General features: G+C 62.9%; 19 protein-coding genes. 12 read left to right on the top strand and 7 right to left on the bottom strand.

Features of this window, described 5'->3' with window-relative positions:
* Window positions 1-15: 15 nt before the first annotated feature.
* Both ACFQ6H_RS08920 and pyrE read left to right on the top strand, forming a co-directional pair.
* Window positions 16-816 (top strand): SDR family NAD(P)-dependent oxidoreductase, encoded by an 801-nt coding sequence (locus ACFQ6H_RS08920; protein WP_378645515.1) that lies wholly within the window; start codon window positions 16-18, stop codon window positions 814-816.
* A gap of 122 nt (window positions 817-938) precedes the next feature.
* Complete coding sequence (gene pyrE, locus ACFQ6H_RS08915; RefSeq protein ID WP_003944385.1) at window positions 939-1,472, top strand: orotate phosphoribosyltransferase; 534 nt, start codon at window positions 939-941, stop codon at window positions 1,470-1,472.
* 51 nt (window positions 1,473-1,523) lie between these two features.
* On the opposite strand, the gene ACFQ6H_RS08910 is transcribed toward pyrE, so the two are convergent.
* Genes ACFQ6H_RS08910 through ACFQ6H_RS08900 form a run of 3 tightly spaced genes read right to left on the bottom strand, consistent with a single transcriptional unit; the run spans window position 1,524 to window position 3,844 of the window.
* Window positions 1,524-2,780: an MFS transporter gene (locus tag ACFQ6H_RS08910; protein WP_378536091.1), complete on the bottom strand. Its 1,257-nt coding sequence runs from the start codon at window positions 2,778-2,780 to the stop codon at window positions 1,524-1,526.
* 23 nt (window positions 2,781-2,803) lie between these two features.
* Window positions 2,804-3,247, bottom strand: a complete 444-nt coding sequence (locus ACFQ6H_RS08905) for a MarR family winged helix-turn-helix transcriptional regulator (RefSeq protein WP_378536093.1) — start codon at window positions 3,245-3,247, stop codon at window positions 2,804-2,806.
* 33 nt (window positions 3,248-3,280) lie between these two features.
* Entirely contained in the window at window positions 3,281-3,844 is a 564-nt protein-coding gene (locus tag ACFQ6H_RS08900; RefSeq protein WP_378548545.1) for a TetR/AcrR family transcriptional regulator, read from the bottom strand.
* Window positions 3,845-3,932: 88 nt separating this feature from the next.
* Here ACFQ6H_RS08900 and ACFQ6H_RS08895 point away from each other — a divergent pair, with 88 nt between their 5' ends.
* A complete protein-coding gene (locus ACFQ6H_RS08895) occupies window positions 3,933-4,613 on the top strand; it encodes a lysophospholipid acyltransferase family protein (protein ID WP_378448531.1) in 681 nt (226 codons plus the stop codon).
* Between the two features lie 49 nt (window positions 4,614-4,662).
* The gene (locus tag ACFQ6H_RS08890; protein WP_378645511.1) at window positions 4,663-5,376 is read left to right on the top strand and encodes a lysoplasmalogenase; all 714 of its coding nucleotides are present in this window, start codon (window positions 4,663-4,665) and stop codon (window positions 5,374-5,376) included.
* A 4-nt stretch (window positions 5,377-5,380) separates the two neighbouring features.
* On the opposite strand, the gene ACFQ6H_RS08885 is transcribed toward ACFQ6H_RS08890, so the two are convergent.
* Complete coding sequence (locus ACFQ6H_RS08885) at window positions 5,381-5,824, bottom strand: hypothetical protein (protein WP_378448530.1); 444 nt, start codon at window positions 5,822-5,824, stop codon at window positions 5,381-5,383.
* A gap of 34 nt (window positions 5,825-5,858) precedes the next feature.
* Between ACFQ6H_RS08885 and ACFQ6H_RS08880 the strand changes: the two genes are divergently transcribed.
* From ACFQ6H_RS08880 to ACFQ6H_RS08860, 5 genes are all read left to right on the top strand, one after another.
* Complete coding sequence (locus ACFQ6H_RS08880) at window positions 5,859-6,641, top strand: SDR family oxidoreductase (protein ID WP_378645508.1); 783 nt, start codon at window positions 5,859-5,861, stop codon at window positions 6,639-6,641.
* 67 nt (window positions 6,642-6,708) lie between these two features.
* Complete coding sequence (locus tag ACFQ6H_RS08875; RefSeq protein WP_378536105.1) at window positions 6,709-7,308, top strand: DUF6636 domain-containing protein; 600 nt, start codon at window positions 6,709-6,711, stop codon at window positions 7,306-7,308.
* Window positions 7,308-8,000 (top strand): TrmH family RNA methyltransferase, encoded by a 693-nt coding sequence (locus ACFQ6H_RS08870; protein ID WP_378645505.1) that lies wholly within the window; start codon window positions 7,308-7,310, stop codon window positions 7,998-8,000. Before ACFQ6H_RS08875 ends, ACFQ6H_RS08870 begins: the two co-directional genes overlap by 1 nt.
* 57 nt (window positions 8,001-8,057) lie before the next feature.
* Complete coding sequence (locus ACFQ6H_RS08865; RefSeq protein ID WP_003944321.1) at window positions 8,058-9,179, top strand: glycoside hydrolase family 76 protein; 1,122 nt, start codon at window positions 8,058-8,060, stop codon at window positions 9,177-9,179.
* A gap of 11 nt (window positions 9,180-9,190) precedes the next feature.
* The gene (locus ACFQ6H_RS08860) at window positions 9,191-9,934 is read left to right on the top strand and encodes an alpha/beta fold hydrolase (RefSeq protein WP_378645502.1); all 744 of its coding nucleotides are present in this window, start codon (window positions 9,191-9,193) and stop codon (window positions 9,932-9,934) included.
* Here ACFQ6H_RS08860 and ACFQ6H_RS08855 read toward each other — a convergent pair.
* Window positions 9,861-10,928, bottom strand: coding sequence for a GNAT family N-acetyltransferase (locus ACFQ6H_RS08855; RefSeq protein ID WP_378645500.1), 1,068 nt, complete (start codon window positions 10,926-10,928; stop codon window positions 9,861-9,863). The genes ACFQ6H_RS08860 and ACFQ6H_RS08855 overlap by 74 nt on opposite strands.
* Before the next feature lie 6 nt (window positions 10,929-10,934).
* Between ACFQ6H_RS08855 and ACFQ6H_RS08850 the strand changes: the two genes are divergently transcribed.
* A complete protein-coding gene (locus ACFQ6H_RS08850; protein ID WP_378548566.1) occupies window positions 10,935-12,287 on the top strand; it encodes an LLM class flavin-dependent oxidoreductase in 1,353 nt (450 codons plus the stop codon).
* Window positions 12,288-12,331: 44 nt separating this feature from the next.
* On the top strand, window positions 12,332-13,459 hold the full coding sequence (locus tag ACFQ6H_RS08845; protein ID WP_003944416.1) for a GTP-binding protein: 1,128 nt from the start codon (window positions 12,332-12,334) through the stop codon (window positions 13,457-13,459).
* 11 nt (window positions 13,460-13,470) lie between these two features.
* Here the strand turns inward: ACFQ6H_RS08845 and ACFQ6H_RS08840 are convergent, their stop codons facing one another.
* Together ACFQ6H_RS08840 and ACFQ6H_RS08835 are read right to left on the bottom strand one after the other, a co-directional pair.
* Window positions 13,471-14,133, bottom strand: coding sequence for a DedA family protein (locus ACFQ6H_RS08840; protein WP_003944306.1), 663 nt, complete (start codon window positions 14,131-14,133; stop codon window positions 13,471-13,473).
* Window positions 14,134-14,162: 29 nt separating this feature from the next.
* The gene (locus ACFQ6H_RS08835) at window positions 14,163-14,906 is read right to left on the bottom strand and encodes a VTT domain-containing protein (protein ID WP_378536116.1); all 744 of its coding nucleotides are present in this window, start codon (window positions 14,904-14,906) and stop codon (window positions 14,163-14,165) included.
* A 203-nt stretch (window positions 14,907-15,109) separates the two neighbouring features.
* On the opposite strand from ACFQ6H_RS08835, the gene fbaA reads away from it, so the two are divergent.
* Complete coding sequence (gene fbaA / locus ACFQ6H_RS08830; RefSeq protein WP_378645497.1) at window positions 15,110-16,147, top strand: class II fructose-bisphosphate aldolase; 1,038 nt, start codon at window positions 15,110-15,112, stop codon at window positions 16,145-16,147.
* Window positions 16,148-16,203: the final 56 nt, after the last annotated feature.

Raw genomic sequence — 16,203 nt, 5'->3', positions numbered from 1 at the left:
ACTAGCGTGGCCGGTATGTCGACTTCCCACTCGGATCGCCCTGTGCGTCCCGTTGCCCTGGTGACCGGACCTACCTCTGGTCTCGGCGCCGGTTTCGCCAAGAAATACGCCTCCCTCGGATACGACCTGGTTCTCGTCGCGCGTGACGAGGTCAGATTGCACGACCTCGCGTCCGAGTTGAAGACGATGTTCGGCACCGAGTCGGAGATTCTGGTTGCCGATCTCGCATCGGAGGCCGGACGCGACACGGTCGCGCTGCGTCTGGAGAAGGGCGTCGAGGTGTTGGTGAACAACGCCGGATTCGGTACCTCCGGCGAGTTCTGGACCGCAGATCCGGCTCTTCTGCAGTCGCAACTCGACGTCAACGTCACCGCCGTGATGCGGCTGACTCGCGCGGCGCTGCCCAGCATGATTGCGTCGGCGCACGGAACGATTGTCAATGTTGCAAGCGTCGCGGGCCTGCTCTCCGGCCGCGGTTCGACGTATTCGGCAAGCAAGGCATATGTCATTTCGTTCACCGAGGGGCTGTCCGGCGGGTTGGCCGGAACGGGAGTGCGTGTGCAGGCGCTGTGTCCCGGCTTCATCCGCACCGAGTTCCACGAGCGTGCGGGTATCGAGATGTCCACGATCCCCAAGCCGATGTGGCTGAGCGTCGATCAGGTGGTTGCGGCGTCGATGAAGGATCTCGGCGGTGACAAGGTCATCAGCATTCCGGGAATCCAGTACAAGGTCCTCACGACGGCCGGGCGTCTGGTTCCCAAGGGGCTGGTTCGCCGGATGACCAACATCGTCGGCAGAGGCCGAGGGCGAACGTAGCCCAGAGGATGAAGCCGAACGTAGCCCAGAGGCAGAAGCCGAACGTAGCCCAGAGGATGAAGTCGAACGTAGCCCAGAGGCAGAAGCTGAACACAAGGCAGTGGTCGGTAGGCTGAGCACTCATGAGCGATCGTGAGGATTTGGCTGCGCTGGTGCGCGAATTGGCTGTTGTACACGGGAAGGTGACGTTGTCCTCGGGCAAGGAAGCCGATTACTACGTCGACCTTCGCCGCGCGACACTCCACCACAAGGCAGCGCCGCTGATCGGCTCGCTGCTGCGTGAACTGGTCGCGGACTGGGATTTCGACGCCGTCGGCGGTTTGACGATGGGCGCAGATCCGGTTGCGATGGCGGTGATGCATGCTCCCGGACGCCCGATCGACGCGTTTGTCGTCCGCAAGGCTGCCAAGGCACACGGGATGCAGCGTCAGATCGAGGGCCCGGACATCGTCGGCAAGCGGGTCCTGGTGGTCGAGGACACGACCACGACGGGCAATTCGCCGTTGACGGCGGTGAAGGCACTGCGCGAAGCAGGGGCCACCGTGGTCGGAGTCGCGACGGTCGTCGATCGTGCGACGGGTGCGGACGCGGTGATCGGTGCCGAGGGCGTCGAGTACCGCTCGCTGTTGGGCCTGGAAGATCTGAACCTGAGCTGACGCCCGTGAGTGGTTAAGGAGTCCCTGCACTCCTCAACCACTCACAGGGGGTCAGTCGCCGACGGTTACGGCGAGTGCTTCGTCGACGCTGTGCGGTGCGGGATCGTGGTCGTCGACGTGAGCGAGGACTTTGCGTCCGCTCGACAGGACGAACACGGCGGCGAGGGTGAGAACCGCGCCGACCCAGAACGGCATGTGGACGTTGGATTCGCCGAGCTTGCCGGCTACCCACGGGGCTGCGGCGCCGCCGACGAATCGAACGAAACTGTAAGCGGCCGAGGCAGTCGACCGTTCCACGGGAGCCGAGATCATGACGGTCTCGGTGATGAGTGTGTTGTTCACGCCGAGGAACAATCCGGCGAGGACGACGCCCACGATCAGAACGATCTTGTTCTCGGTGAAGAGAGCCATCATGCCCAGGTCGAGTGCAAACAGTGTCAGTGCCAGCATCATCATCGGCAGTGTGCCGAAGCGACGTTGCAGGCGTGGGGCGAGGAAGACCGACGAGATCGCCAGCATCAGACCCCAGCCGAAGAAGATGAATCCGATCGCGTACGCCCCCATGTCGAGGGGGAACGGGGTGTACGCGAGCAGGGTGAAGAATCCGTAGTTGTAGAGCAGCGCGGTGATGGCGACGGTGAGTAGTCCGCGGTGTCGCAGCGCCTGGAAGGGCGCGGCGATCGACGTGTGGTGTTCTGGCTTGGGTGCGCTGGGAAGCATCACGACGATGAGGATGAAGGCAACCGCCATCAGGGCTGCGACGCCGAAGAACGGTGCGCGCCAGCTGATGTCACCGAGAACCCCGCCGACCAACGGTCCGACCGCGATGCCGATACCCAATGCGGCCTCGTAGAGAATGATCGCGCGTGCGACACCGCCACTGGCCGCGCCGACGATGGCCGCGAGTGCCGTTGCGATGAAGAGCGCATTGCCGAGTCCCCATCCTGCACGGAATCCGACGATCTGCCCGATGGTGCTGGAAGCGCCTGCAAGAGAGGCGAACACGATGATGATTGCGAGGCCTACGAGGAGCGTCTTCTTGGCGCCGATGCGGCTCGAGACCACACCGGTGATGAGCATCGCGACGCCGGTGACGAGCATGTAGCTGGTGAACAGGAGTGAAACCTGGGACGGTGTGGCGTCGAGTTGTTCACCGATCGGCTTGAGGATCGGGTCGACCAGACCGATGCCCATGAAGGCGATGACGCTGGCAAAGGCTACCGCCCACACAGCTTTCGGTTGCTTGAGGAGGCTCGGCGGAGCCTCGTTCTGGTGCGTTGATGTCGCGGTCGTGTTGCTCACGGCCACCTCCTTTTTCAGTGGTGGGTATTTCAGCTGGGATCGGAAGTTTTGATGATGGAACGCAATTCGGCCAATCCGTCAGCCAGCTTCTTGATCTGTTCGGGCTCGAGCTCGACGAAGTGGGGGACGAGGGCGTCGGCGATCTCGTTTCGCCCTTCGTTCAGGATCTTTCGCCCCTTGTCGGTCATGGCGACTCGCACTGCCCGGGCGTCCTCCGGGTCGGCGCGGCGTTCGACGTAACCGTGTTCGCCGAGTTTGCGCAGTAGCGCGGTGGCGGAGGGTTGCGAGCATCTGTCGAGGCGGGCGAAATCGCTGATCCGCATTTCGCCGTACTCCTCGAGGAGTGAGAGTGCGCGCAGCCAGGCGCGTGGGTACTGATCGGACGCGAACGAGCCTGCCAGCTTCGCGAAGCGGTGCGTGTTGCTCACGAGGTCGACGAGTAGGTCATGCAGTTGCTGCTGGTCATCTGCCACGTGAAATATTATTGCATAGGTTAACTATGTAAATCAACGAGTGTGTGGCAGATGATCCGTCACAGTCGTGGTGACCAGCGCGGCGATATCGAAGTCTGGGGCGACGAGCGCGAGGCTTCGATTTGCCGCCAGCACGGCGACCCCGTGGGTTCCCGTCCAGATGCTCAGTGCGGAAGTAGTGGGATCGGACGCTCTTGCCGATTCGGTCAGTGTCCGGAGAGCTGTCAAGAGGGGGAGTGAGGACTCTCGAAGGTTGCTGCCCGCACCCTCGAGGAGGTCGTGGCGAAACATCAACTCGAACATCGCCGGTCGCTCCTGGGCGAATGACACGTATTCGATTGCGGCCGAGATCAATCGGTCGCGTGCCGATTGTTTGCCGGTGAGGATGGGATCGAGCCTGTCGGTGAGGTCGACAAGCCCGTGGAAGGCGATCGCGGCGAGCAGGCTGTTGTGCGTCGGAAAGTATCTCCGCGGGGCTCCGTGCGACACGCCCGCCCGACGCGCTATCTCCCGTAGCGTCAGTTCCGTGGGGCCGTCGGCATCGAGAATCTCGACGCCGGTGGCGACGAGCGTTTCGCGAAGGCTGATGACGGTCATAGAAGACAGTGTCTACTATTGGGGACGTAGACAGTGTCTACCCGCGTGTGGAGACGGTTCTCGGTGATGTGCAGAGAGGTGATGCCCAGTGCTCTATTGGTTGTTCAAATTCGTCCTGATCGGCCCCGTCCTGTGGGTGTTCGGGCGACCGACGATCGAGGGCCAGCACAACATCCCCAAGAAAGGGCCGGTGATTCTCGCGGGAAACCATCGGGCAGTCGTCGACTCGTTCTTCCTGGTTCTCATGGTTCGCCGACGCATCACCTTCGTCGCGAAGAGCGAATATTTCACCGGGACCGGTGTGAAGGGCGCGATGCAGCGCTGGTTCTTCGGCGGTGCAGGTCAGGTGCCGATCGACCGTAGCGGCGCCGACGCCTCCCGTGCGGCGTTGGACACGGCCATCGGGATTCTCGACAAGGGCGGAGTCTGGGGGATCTACCCCGAGGGAACACGATCACCCGACGGATGCCTGTACAAGGGAAAGACCGGAGCGATTCGTGTCGCCCTGGAAACCGGGGCGCCGGTCATTCCCGTCGTCGTGCACGGCGGCGACGCCGTCAACCCGCCGGGTACGCGGATGTGGCGCTTCAGCAAGGTCCGGATCACGGTAGGGGAGCCGATCGACTTCTCGCGATATCGCGAACTTCGTGGCTACCAAGCCGTCGTGCGCGCGGCGACGGACGAATTGATGACGGTGCTCTGTGAGCAATCGGGGCAGGAATACGTCGACGTCTACGGCGCGGACGTCAAATCCGGCGATGCCGCTTGAGTGACCCAGTACGGTCGCTGTTGGACGTGTAACCAACAGGAGGATTGTGATGGCGGGCAAGTGGGGCATCGAGCACGCAGTTTTTGCGGCGGCGACGGCAGCGACCGTGGCCGGGGCAGTAGTCGGTAACGAGCGGGTTCAGCAGATCGCGAAGCCGTTGATCGCACCCGCCCTGGCTGCCCGAGTGCTGCGCAAGCGTTCGGAGACGGAAACCGCCGATACCGCACTGCTTCTGGCCGGCCTCGCCGCTGCAACCGTCGGCGACGTGTTCATGATCGACCCGGACAACGACGCCCGCCTGATCAAGGGAGCGTCGTCGTTCGCGGTGATGCAGGCAAGTTACTCAGCGCTGCTGCTGCGCCGCGGCGCTCGCCCGACCCGAGCCGCCCTGCGGCCCCGCATCAGCGGTTGGTCGACGGCGTCCGGTCTGCTCCGTGCCAAGGCGCCGAGCGTGTCGACGCCGCTGACCGGATACGGATTGATGTTGGGAACCACCTCGACGTTGTCGGCGGACCCAGCTCTGGCGCCGCAGGCGAAGGCCGTGCTCGACGTGGTCGTTCCCAACAAGGATCGACGCTCCTGGCTCGGTTTGGGCGGAGTGCTCTTCACCGCGTCCGACGGACTGATCGTGGTTCGTCGACTGTTCATTCGCGGGACTGCGGGCCGCGCCGCTGCCGAGGGCGTGATCTTGGCGTCGTACGCGGGCGCACAGTTGATGCTGGTGGAGGGCATGTTGGCGCTGGGACGCAAGAAGAGCGTCTAGTCTTTCACGGGCACAGCATGATTCGGTCTCGGTTCTTCGGGTCCACCAGGACGGTGACCGTGGATCCGGGAGTGATCTTGTCTTTGTACTCGGGTCGGATCTCGTATTCGATCCGGCCCGAGTACGAGTCGGAGCCCGGAACCGTGAGATGAAGTGCGAGTTTGGCCAATTCACCGTCGACGGTTCGGCGCAGGGGAGTGACCGTGTCTATTCGTGCCCATCCTTCGAGGCCGTGCTTTTCGAGTTTGCGTTCGGCGCGGGTCGGGCGGTTGGCCCAGGCCATTCCGAAGCCGAGAACCGAGCCGAAAGCGGCGAGCAGTCCGCCGATCTGATAGGGCAGCGTGCCAGGGGGAGTGTGCTCGACCAGCCATCCGAGCCACACCGCGAGCACGATCAGATACCCCACCGCGATGAAACACACGGTGTGTACGACGCGACGGTGATTCATCAGATTTCCTCCACATCCAGGATAGCCTGACCGCATGAGCGAACCGAACGTCTTCATCACCGGTGCTGCGGCGGGAATCGGGCGGGAGACGTCGCTGTTGTTCGCGCGCAACGGATACCGCGTCGGTGCGTTCGACATCGACGACGCCGGCCTTGCCTCCTTGAAGGCCGAGATCGACGGTTTCGGTGGCAGTGTCGTGACGGGAGTCCTGGACGTCACGGATCCACTCGGCTGGGCGCAGTGCTTGGCCGAATTTGCCGGGGAGTCAGGGCGTCTGGACATCCTGGTCAACAACGCGGGCGTGCTCTCCTCGGGAAGATTCGAGGATATTTCTCTTGCGGCACATCGCCGAATGATCGACATCAATGTCACCGGCACCCTCAACGGCACGCACACGGCTTTTCCGTACCTCCGCGATACCGCCGGGGCGCAGGTGGTCAATCTGTGCTCCGCTTCGGCGATCTACGGCCAACCCGAACTCGCGACCTACGGCGCCACCAAGTTCGCGATCCGCGGCTTGACCGAGGCGCTCGATCTTGAATGGGCGCAGCACGACATCCGCGTACTCGCCCTCTGGCCCCTGTTCGTCCAGACGGCGATGGTCACGGGAATGGACACCGGTGCCACCAGATCGTTGGGCATCAAACTCACCGCCACCGACGTCGCCCAGGAGTTGTGGGCGGCCACGCGCGGCGCCGGACGCATCCACAAGGTTCACTACCCGGTCGGAACTCAGGCGAAGCTCTTCCTCAGTGCGTCGCGTTTCTCGCCCGCGTGGCTCTCACGGCTGATAAACAAGCGCGTCACCAGCACTTAGTCGGCCACACGATAGAGTGCACTGTCGGCTGTTGCGGGGCCAAAGTGACGTGTGTGGAGGTATTCGGGTGGTTCGTGTTCGGGTGGGGTTCGTGTTGTTGAGTGTCGGGTCGGTGCTCTTGCTTGCCGGGTGCGGCGGCGAGGCGGATTCAGCGCCGAGGGTAGCGGCGCAGCCCAGTTCGGCCACCACGACCGCGGTGCCGACGACGACAACCACCGTCGCTCCCGTCGTCACCACGACCACCGAACCTCCGACCACGACACCACCGCCGACGACGACGCTGACGGACGTGCAGTTCGAGCGCAACGAGTCCTACTACTTCACCACTCCCGACGGGAACTTCCAGTGCGGCATCATCAAGTTGCCCACCAGAATCGAAGCCGGGTGCGAGGGTACGACCACCCCGGTTCCGCCGCGACCGGAGAGTTGCATGGTCAACTGGGGCAACGGCATTCGCGTCACCGACGAGGGTGAGGGTGCTTTCATGTGTTCGGGCGGTGAGGTGTACACGTCCGGCGGCCCCGACGCCGATCCGGTGTTGGCGGCCGGCCAACCGCTGAGCAAACTGGGTTTCACCTGCACGACCACCGCGACAGACGTCTCGTGTGTCAACGATCAGACCACGCACGGCTTCACGGTGGCTGCAAATTCCAACGAGGTGTTCTGATGACCGAAGTCGCTGCCGAAGATGTTTCCGGCGGGGCCGACGAACCGGGACCCACCGAGTGGGGCGAGAACCCCAACGGCGTGGGGCCGTGGACCGAGGAGCACGACACGGAACCTCCCACCGACGAGCGCTACGACCCGGTACTTCTGGCCGAGGGTGATCGTCGAAACGTCTTGGACGAGTACCGGTACTGGACGAGGGAAGCGATAGTCGAGGACATCGACTCGCGTCGTCACACCATGCATGTCGCCATCGAGAACTTCGCGCACGACGCCAACATCGGCACGGTGGTCCGCACAGCCAACGCGTTCGCCGCAGCCGCTGTTCACATCGTGGGGCGTCGGCGCTGGAATCGGCGGGGCGCCATGGTGACCGATCGATACCAGCACATCGTTCACCACGCCGACATCGGCGAGCTCGTCGAGTACGCCCGTGAGAATTCACTCACGATCGTGGCCGTGGACAACACTCCCGGGTCGGTGCCGCTGGAGACTGCCAGCCTGCCGCGAGAGTGCATCCTGCTGTTCGGCCAAGAAGGGCCTGGGGTGACCGAACACGCGAAAGAGGTTGCGTCCATGACGGTCTCGATCGCACAATTCGGTTCGACTCGCAGCATCAACGCCGGAGTCGCGGCCGGCATCGCGATGCACGCGTGGGTCCGTGAGCACGCCGATCTCGCCGATTCCCGCTGATCCCGCTCACGTATTCCGGCTAGCGCGTAGCGCCTCGACCAGACAGGATAGATAGTTATGCAGGAAGTGTGGGCAGAGCGAGCCGATGCGGCTGAGGGCGCGATAGTCAGTCGTCACCTTCGGCGCCTGTGGGGGATGCCCCGAACAGCACTCGGCGTGGTTGCCTGGCCTGCAGTTCGGCGCGAGCGGATGTTCAAGCCGTGGCACTACTGGTGGCAAGCACACCTGCTCGACACTGCAATCGACGCACTCGAACGTGACCCGACACCCAAGCGTCGTCGCCGGGTGGCGAAGGTTGCCCGCAGTGTGCGGGTCCGCAACGTCTCGGCGTGGACCAACAATTACTACGACGACATGGCATGGCTTGGTCTATCCCTCGAACGTGCTCAACGCATGTTCTCGGTCGATCACCGGACTGCGGTCCAGGCGCTCGAATCGCAGCTCTTCGATTCGTGGTCCCCGGCCGACGGCGGCGGTATTCCGTGGTGCAAGGGCTCCGATTTCTACAACACCCCGGCAAACGGGCCCGCCGGAATCATGCTGGCGCGCACCGGAAAACTCTGGCGTGCGCAGGCAACAGCCGACTGGATCGACGAGACGCTGCGGGATCCGGACTCCGGACTGATCTTCGACGGTATCCGGCGCGACGGCACCCTCGAGCGCGCGATCTACTCGTACTGTCAGGGCGTCACGCTGGGGTTGGAAACCGAATTGTCGACGCGATTGGGCGAACCGCGTCACCGCGAGCGAGTCCACAAGCTGGTCGACGCCGTGTACGACGGCATGACCGAGTACGGAGTCATCACGGGCGGTGGCGGGGGCGACGGCGGATTGTTCAACGCGATCCTGGCTCGCTACCTCGCGTTCGTGGTGGTGAACCTGTCGTGGGAGACCCACGAGGACCTGCGAGCGCGCGAACTTGCAGCGCAGATCGTTCTGTCCTCCGCGGAAGCTGCCTGGAACAACAGACTGCAGATCGAAGGCCTGCCGCTGTTCGGACACGACTGGACCAAGGATGCCCAGTTGCCGAGTCTGTCCGGCGACATCGCCACCTTCGCCGCCGGAACGGTGCGCTCGTCGAGCGTGCCCGAGCGAGACCTCTCGGTACAGGTGGGCGGGTGGATGCTGATGGAAGCGGCATTTGTCGTCTCGGCGGCGGGATACCCCCGAAAGCGTTAGGGTTCTCCGTCATGGAATCCCGGCACGTGATCGACACTGACGGCGTTCGTCTTCACATCGACGTCGGTGGGTCAGGGTCGGACGTTCTGGTTCTCTCCGGCGGCCCGGGATGCGTTCACTATCTTGCTCACGACGCGCTGCTTCCTGAAGGAATGCGTGCGTGGTGCCCTGAGCCGCGCGGGGTAGGCCGGTCCGGTGGCGGCGCTCATACGATGGCGCAGGCTGTTGCGGACCTCGAACTGGTCCGGCACACGTTCGAGATCGACAGCTGGGTAGTACTGGGTCACTCCTGGGGCTCCGACTTGGCTGTGCGGTACGCACTCGACTGCCCGGAATCGGTGTCCAGTGTCGTCGGAATCGCGGGGCACGGCCTCCACAAGGACCGGCACTGGTCGAAGCAGTACGAAGCGGGGATCGAGCCGGACCCGCAGATACCCTGGGAACCTGTTGTCTGGCAATCGCTTCAAGCATCGTTCATCGAATGGATTCATGAGCCACAGCTGTTTCGGCAGTTGGCCGACTCACCCGTGCCCATGACATTTCTCGCGGCGGCCGACGACATTCGCCCGTCGTGGCCGTTGCAGCAATTGGCCGCGCTCGTGCCGAACGCTCATTTCGGGGTCGTCGACGGTGTTGCACACAACTTCTGGCAGTCTCACCCGGACCTGTGGAGGAAGGTCGTCACCGAGGCGTGTGCGAGGCAATCTCCACCAGGATTCGCTCCGCAACGGTCTGGTATCCCAGTCTCCGATTGACGGTCAGCATCGGGTGGTTTTCTGCGTTCACCGTTGTGTAAATCTCTCTCAGCAAAGGAAATTCAGCTGCCAACACACACGCTTGTTGCTCCTTGACCCACTGAGCGAGACCGTGCCCGCGGTGTCGGGGCAGTACCACGGTGTCGTGCTGCGAAGCGTGGCTGCTGTCATTTTCGTCCACCGTCACCACTGTCGCTGCGGCTACTTCGCCGACGGCGTCGTCGACCGCGCAGCACACCAGGAGCACCTGAGAGCCACCGGTCATCTTCCGTTCCCACGATCTGAGCTCGTCGACTCCCCAATTACGTTCGGGCATCTGCAGTCCGGCGCCCGGTGCGTCGAGGAGTCGGTTCAATGCCTCCGAGAAAGAGTGGACAAATTCGTCCGGGGTTCGGTTGCGCCAACTGACGATTCGATAGCCGGGGCGGGCGCTGTCTGCGGTGGGAGGGCTGAGGTGCTGAACCTGGTTGGCCAGTCGAAGCAGCACGCGATGGCTGTCGAACTGCTGCAGGAAGTGTTCGGCTGCACTTCCCGTGCGCGCAGTCACCCTGATTCTGCGCACGCCGTACCGATCGATGTCGGCCTCGACGAGTTGGGCAAGTGCCCGTCCCACTCCTCGTCGTTGCGCATGGGGACTCACATACATCCGAAACTCTGCGAGATCGGCTTCCGCTGAATCTTTTCGCGCCTGGGCGATGCCGAGAACCTCGTCGGTGCCGGCGTCGCGTGCGACCCAACGCCACACGTCGACCGAATCGTCTTCGGTCTCGATCATTTTCGCCAGCGCGGTCGCTGTGGGCGACGCTCCGGAAAGGTGACGCTGGCCTTCGGAGAACACTTCGCACCATTGCCGAAGAACGGGTGATGTCCTCAGAGACGGTACGAACTCGGCTTCAACTACACAGGTCACCAATGCGACGATACCGAGCGCCCACTCGGAGTTGGAATCACACGAACCGTAACCCTGTCGGAGGAAGGTGGTTGTTGCCAGCATTCAGGCATGTCTGATTCCTCGCGCCAATTGAGCCTCAACGCGTTCATTCACCCCGCCGGCCATCACGAAGCGGCATGGCGGCATCCGTGGACAACTCCTGAGCGTCTGTTCGATGTCACGTACTTCCAGGAGATCGCGCGTACCGCCGAGGCGGCTAAGTTCGACGGAATCTTCTTCGCCGACGGTCCGGCATTGCGCAGCGACGTCGAGCACGGTCCCGCGGGGACGTTGGAGCCGATCACCTTGTTGACAGCCATTGCAGTGGCGACCGAGCGGATCGGTTTGATCGCGACGGCGTCGACCACGTACTACGAGCCGTACAACCTGGCTCGGCTGTTCGCCTCGCTCGACCACATCTCCAACGGACGCGCGGGGTGGAACATCGTCACCACCGGCACCGATCTGGCGGCAGCCAACTTCGGGCTGGCCAAGCATCCGGACCACGGTGACCGGTATTCGCGTGCACGGGAATTCGTCGACGCGGTGGTGCGGCTGTGGGACAGCTGGGAGGACGACGCGATCAGTCTGGACCGCGAGAGCGGAATCTACGCGGACAGAAACAAGATTCACGAGATCAACTACGTCGGGCGGCATCTGCGGGTGCGGGGACCGTTCAATGCACCGCGAACGCCGCAGGGATACCCGGTGCTGGTGCAGGCCGGTGCGTCCAACGACGGTCGTGCGTTTGCCGGTCAGTACGCAGAGGCGATTTTCACAGCGCACCAAAGACTTTCCGACGCTCAGGCGTTCTACACCGACATCAAGTCGAGGGCTGCTCAGTTCGGCCGCAACCCCGATCACGTCAAGATCCTGCCCGGAATCAGCCCGTTCATCGGTGACACCGAGGAGCAGGCCAAGGCGCTCGAACGGGAGTTCAACGAGCTGACTTCGCCGGAGTACGGGCTCGCGCAACTCGGTGCACTCACCGGGACCGATGTTCGGAATCTGGAACTGGATGCACCGGTTCCCGTCGAACTGTTCGCGGCTGCAGGCGATGTCACCGACAACAAGCAAAGCAGATTGCAGGTGATCGCCGGCATCGTCGAGCGCGAGCGTCCGACGGTTCGTGGCCTGCTTCATCGATTGGCGGGTGCTCGCGGACATCGGGTGTTCGCCGGAACCGCCGAGCAGGTGGCCGACACTATCGAGGAGTGGTTCACCAGCGGTGCTGCCGACGGATTCAACGTCATGCCGCCGTACTACCCGGGTGGACTCGAGATCTTCGCCGAGCGGGTGGTCCCGATCCTGCAGGATCGCGGGCTGTTCCGGACCGAATACTCGGGTACGACGCTTCGCGATCATTTCGGTTTGCCGAGGCCCGAGAGCCAGTTCTCGGGTAGTGCGTCCGCAGTGCAGTAGGCCCGATTCACGTTGTCGATAACGACAACGGTTATCATTAAGGAATGAAGCAGCTACCAGTAACTGTGCTGTCCGGATTTCTGGGCGCAGGCAAGACGACACTCCTCAACCACATCCTCGCCAACCGTGACGGCCGACGCGTCGCCGTCATCGTCAACGACATGAGCGAGATCAACATCGACGCGGCCCTCGTCGCGGGCCAGGGCCACCTCGATCGCACGGAGGAGAAGTTGGTCGAGCTGACCAACGGATGCATCTGCTGCACGCTGCGTGAGGATCTGATCGACGCCGTCGGCGCTCTGGCGCGAGAAGGACGGTTCGATCAGTTGGTGATCGAATCCACCGGCATCTCCGAACCGATGCCGGTGGCAGCCACCTTCGACTGGGAATTCGAGGACGGTTTCAGCCTCGGCTCACTCGCGAAGCTCGACACGATGGTGACCGTGGTGGATGCGTCGACCTTCCTCGGCGAACTGGCAAAAGGCGAACGACTCGACGAGCGCAACCTCGAAGCCGGGGAGGGGGACGGACGAAGCATCTCCGATCTCCTGGTCGATCAGGTGGAGTTCGCCGACGTCATCTTGCTGAACAAAACCGACCTGGTGAGCCCGCGCGCGGCAGGAACCGTCGAGGCAACGCTCCGCAGGCTAAACCCCACCGCTCAACTGATTCGGACGGACCACGGAAAAGTCACCCTCGACCGCGTCCTCGAAACCGGTCTCTACAACCCGGAACTCGCTGCGCAGGTACCCGGTTGGGACGAGGAACTGGCCGGTGGGCACACCCCGGAAACCGAGGAATACGGAATACGCAGCGTCACGTATCGCGCCTCGCGCCCCTTTCATCCGGCCAGGCTCGAGGCTGCGCTCGGTCAATTCGCCGGCCTCTTGCGAAGCAAAGGATTCTGCTGGATCGCCAGTCGGCCCGAATTCGCCGCGATCTGGTCACAGGCAGGCCCCAACCTCGTCATCGAACCGGCTCAACTGTGGGCGTCGGCGGCGGAGGTGCCAGGGCAGGAGATCGTGTTCATCGGAGTGAAACTCGACCCGGCGGCGCCGTCACGAATCCTCGATCCGGCACTGCTGACCGATGACGAACTACGCGAAGGACCGCGGGCCTGGACTCGCTACGAGGACCCGCTGCCGGCGTGGGACCAGAGCCACCTGCACTGAGCAGACAGCTTCTAGTCGAGGACCTCTTCGACCTCGACGTCTTCGGCCGGACGGGCCATCTCCTTGCGGTACTGCCAGATGCCCAACGCGGTACCGATGACCAAGCTGACCATCATCACGATCAGTACGGCGGGCAGCAACCACGGGACACGATCGAGGAACGAGCCTCCGTAGAAACCGAGCAGCAAAAGCACCGGCGCCCAGATGATCGCGCCGATGGTGCTCGCGATGGTGTAGCGCGTGTGGTTCATCTTGGCTGCGCCCGCGACCATCGGGCACAGGGTGCGCACCCACGGAACCCAGCGGGCAATCAGGACCGCCCAGAACCCGTGCTTTTCCAACAAGATGTTGACGCGATGCAGGTTTTTCTCGGTGAAGTACTTGCCGCCCTTACGGGCTTTGATGTGGTTGCCCGTCCGGTGGCCGATGACGTACCCGACCTGGTTGCCGGCAATGGCAGCGATCATCGCGCCGACAGACAACGCCCACACGTGACCTGCACCGGACTCGTGGCCGGCAAGAACGATTCCGGCTGTGATGAGTAGCGAATCACCGGGGAGAAACAATCCGAGGATGATCGCGCACTCGATGAAGACGAACGTGACGACGATGATCCAGACCAACAGAGGCCCGGCAGTCTCGAGTGGGGAGAAACTGCCGGATGCGAGCGTCATCGTCGTCAGTTCTTCGCCTCGTTCTGCAATCAGGGGGTGGGGTCTTCGGGGACTGTCACCGTCGAATTATCCGTAGTGGAAGTATTCGCCGGTTCACTGCGTCTCGACGACAAAAGTCGCTTTCCGATTTCGAAAATGATCGGCAGAACCGACACCAGAACGATGCCGATGAAGATGATGTCGATGTTGTCACGGATGAAGCCGATCTGCCCCAGCCAGTAGCCGAGGAGCGTGACGCCTGCACCCCACACGATGCCGCCGACGATGTTGTACGTCAGGAAGACCGAATACTTCATGCGCGAGGCACCGGCGACCAGCGGAGCGTACGTGCGCACGATCGGAACAAAGCGTGCCAGGAAGATCGTGATCGGGCCATGCTTCTCGAAGAACGCATGCGACTCGTCGATGTACTTCTTCTTGAAGATGCGCGCGTCGTTGTTCTTGAAGAGAGCCGTACCGCCCTTGATCCCGATGTAGTAACCCACCTGATCGCCAAGAATCGCGGCGATCGGAATGGTGAGGAGCAGCAGCCACAGTGGTGCGAATCCTTCGACCTCACTGGCTCCGGAACCTGCCGCTGCAACCAGACCGGCCGTGAACAGGAGCGAATCACCCGGGAGCAGCGGGAACAACAGCCCTGATTCGATGAAGACGACCAGGAGGAGACCCAGCAAGAACCAGGTCCCGAACGAGTTCAGGAGATGGACGGGATCGAGGAAGTCCGGCAGCAAGGCCAGATTGGTCACGGATTCAGTTGCTGCCAGCACATTCACGGAGGCCAGAGTACCGGCCGAATCTGAGTGTTTCCCACCCCCGCAGGTAATCGCGTCGGTCTCGGTGGCTGATGCCGGGGTTGTACGACGGCCGAGACCGCAAAGAGACGTGGCGAGTAGGACTTGCCATACTGCTAGGACCACACGAAGCGCTTTCACATCGACGAGCGCTCCGAACGACACGTATATGGAGGACTCCCGCCGTGCCTATCGCAACTCCCGAGGTCTATGCCGAGATGCTTGGTCGGGCCAAGGAGCATTCCTTTGCCTTCCCCGCCATCAACTGTGTCGGCTCCGAATCCATCAACGCAGCCATCAAGGGTTTCGCGGACGCCGGCAGTGACGGCATCATCCAGTTCTCGACGGGCGGCGCCGAGTTCGGTTCCGGTTTGGGCGTCAAGGACATGGTCACCGGCGCTGTTGCGCTCGCCGAGTTCGCACACGTGATCGCGGCAAAGTACGACGTCACCATCGCGCTGCACACAGACCACTGCCCGAAGGACAAGCTCGACACCTACGTGCGTCCGCTGCTCGCGATCTCGCAGGAGCGAGTCGACGCGGGCCGTAACCCGCTGTTCCAGTCGCACATGTGGGACGGCTCGGCCATCCCGATCGACGAGAACCTGGCCATCGCCAAGGAACTGCTCGCCCTCTCGAAGGCTGCACGCATCATCCTCGAGGTCGAGATCGGTGTTGTCGGCGGCGAAGAAGACGGCGTCGAAGCCGAGATCAACGACAAGCTGTACACCTCGAAGGAAGACTTCGAGAAGACGGTCGACGCTCTGGGCGTCGGCGAGCAGGGTAAGTACCTCCTCGCGGCCACCTTCGGCAACGTGCACGGTGTGTACAAGCCGGGCAACGTCAAGCTCAAGCCCGAGGTTCTCGACGAGGGGCAGCGCGTTGCCGCAGCGAAGCTCGGCCTCGCTGCCGGTTCGCAGCCGTTCGACTTCGTGTTCCACGGTGGATCGGGCTCGCTGAAGTCCGAGATCGAGGATTCGCTGAACTTCGGCGTCGTCAAGATGAACGTCGACACCGACACGCAGTACGCGTTCTCGCGTCCGATCGCCGGGCACTTCTTCACCAACTACGACGGCGTCCTCAAGGTCGACGGCGAGGTCGGAAACAAGAAGGCATACGACCCGCGTAGCTACCTCAAGAAGGCCGAAGCAGGCATGACTGCTCGTGTCATCGAGGCATGCAACGACCTGAAGTCGGCCGGACGCTCGGTGTCCGCAGGCTGATCGGTTTCACAACTGAGCTTCACAGAACAAAATGCGCGCCGGCGAGTTTCTCGCCC

This window comes from Rhodococcus sp. NPDC056506 (assembly GCF_042794945.1).
Classification (GTDB): Bacteria; Actinomycetota; Actinomycetes; order Mycobacteriales; family Mycobacteriaceae; genus Rhodococcus_F.
Note: the sequence above shows the minus strand (reverse complement) of the source record. Positions and strands in the feature narration are given on the sequence as shown.

Bases quoted from the DNA above. Each gene is read 5' to 3' on its own strand.
- ACFQ6H_RS08860 (WP_378645502.1), top strand. From the start codon at position 9,191: ATGGAATCCCGGCACGTGATCGACACTGACGGCGTTCGTCTTCACATC.
- ACFQ6H_RS08850 (WP_378548566.1), top strand. From the start codon at position 10,935: ATGTCTGATTCCTCGCGCCAATTGAGCCTCAACGCGTTCATTCACCCC.
- ACFQ6H_RS08920 (WP_378645515.1), top strand. From the start codon at position 16: ATGTCGACTTCCCACTCGGATCGCCCTGTGCGTCCCGTTGCCCTGGTG.
- ACFQ6H_RS08870 (WP_378645505.1), top strand. From the start codon at position 7,308: ATGACCGAAGTCGCTGCCGAAGATGTTTCCGGCGGGGCCGACGAACCG.
- ACFQ6H_RS08890 (WP_378645511.1), top strand. From the start codon at position 4,663: ATGGCGGGCAAGTGGGGCATCGAGCACGCAGTTTTTGCGGCGGCGACG.
- pyrE (WP_003944385.1), top strand. From the start codon at position 939: ATGAGCGATCGTGAGGATTTGGCTGCGCTGGTGCGCGAATTGGCTGTT.
- ACFQ6H_RS08840 (WP_003944306.1), bottom strand. From the start codon at position 14,133: ATGACGCTCGCATCCGGCAGTTTCTCCCCACTCGAGACTGCCGGGCCT.
- ACFQ6H_RS08855 (WP_378645500.1), bottom strand. From the start codon at position 10,928: ATGCTGGCAACAACCACCTTCCTCCGACAGGGTTACGGTTCGTGTGAT.
- ACFQ6H_RS08880 (WP_378645508.1), top strand. From the start codon at position 5,859: ATGAGCGAACCGAACGTCTTCATCACCGGTGCTGCGGCGGGAATCGGG.
- ACFQ6H_RS08865 (WP_003944321.1), top strand. From the start codon at position 8,058: ATGCAGGAAGTGTGGGCAGAGCGAGCCGATGCGGCTGAGGGCGCGATA.
- ACFQ6H_RS08900 (WP_378548545.1), bottom strand. From the start codon at position 3,844: ATGACCGTCATCAGCCTTCGCGAAACGCTCGTCGCCACCGGCGTCGAG.
- ACFQ6H_RS08885 (WP_378448530.1), bottom strand. From the start codon at position 5,824: ATGAATCACCGTCGCGTCGTACACACCGTGTGTTTCATCGCGGTGGGG.
- ACFQ6H_RS08845 (WP_003944416.1), top strand. From the start codon at position 12,332: ATGAAGCAGCTACCAGTAACTGTGCTGTCCGGATTTCTGGGCGCAGGC.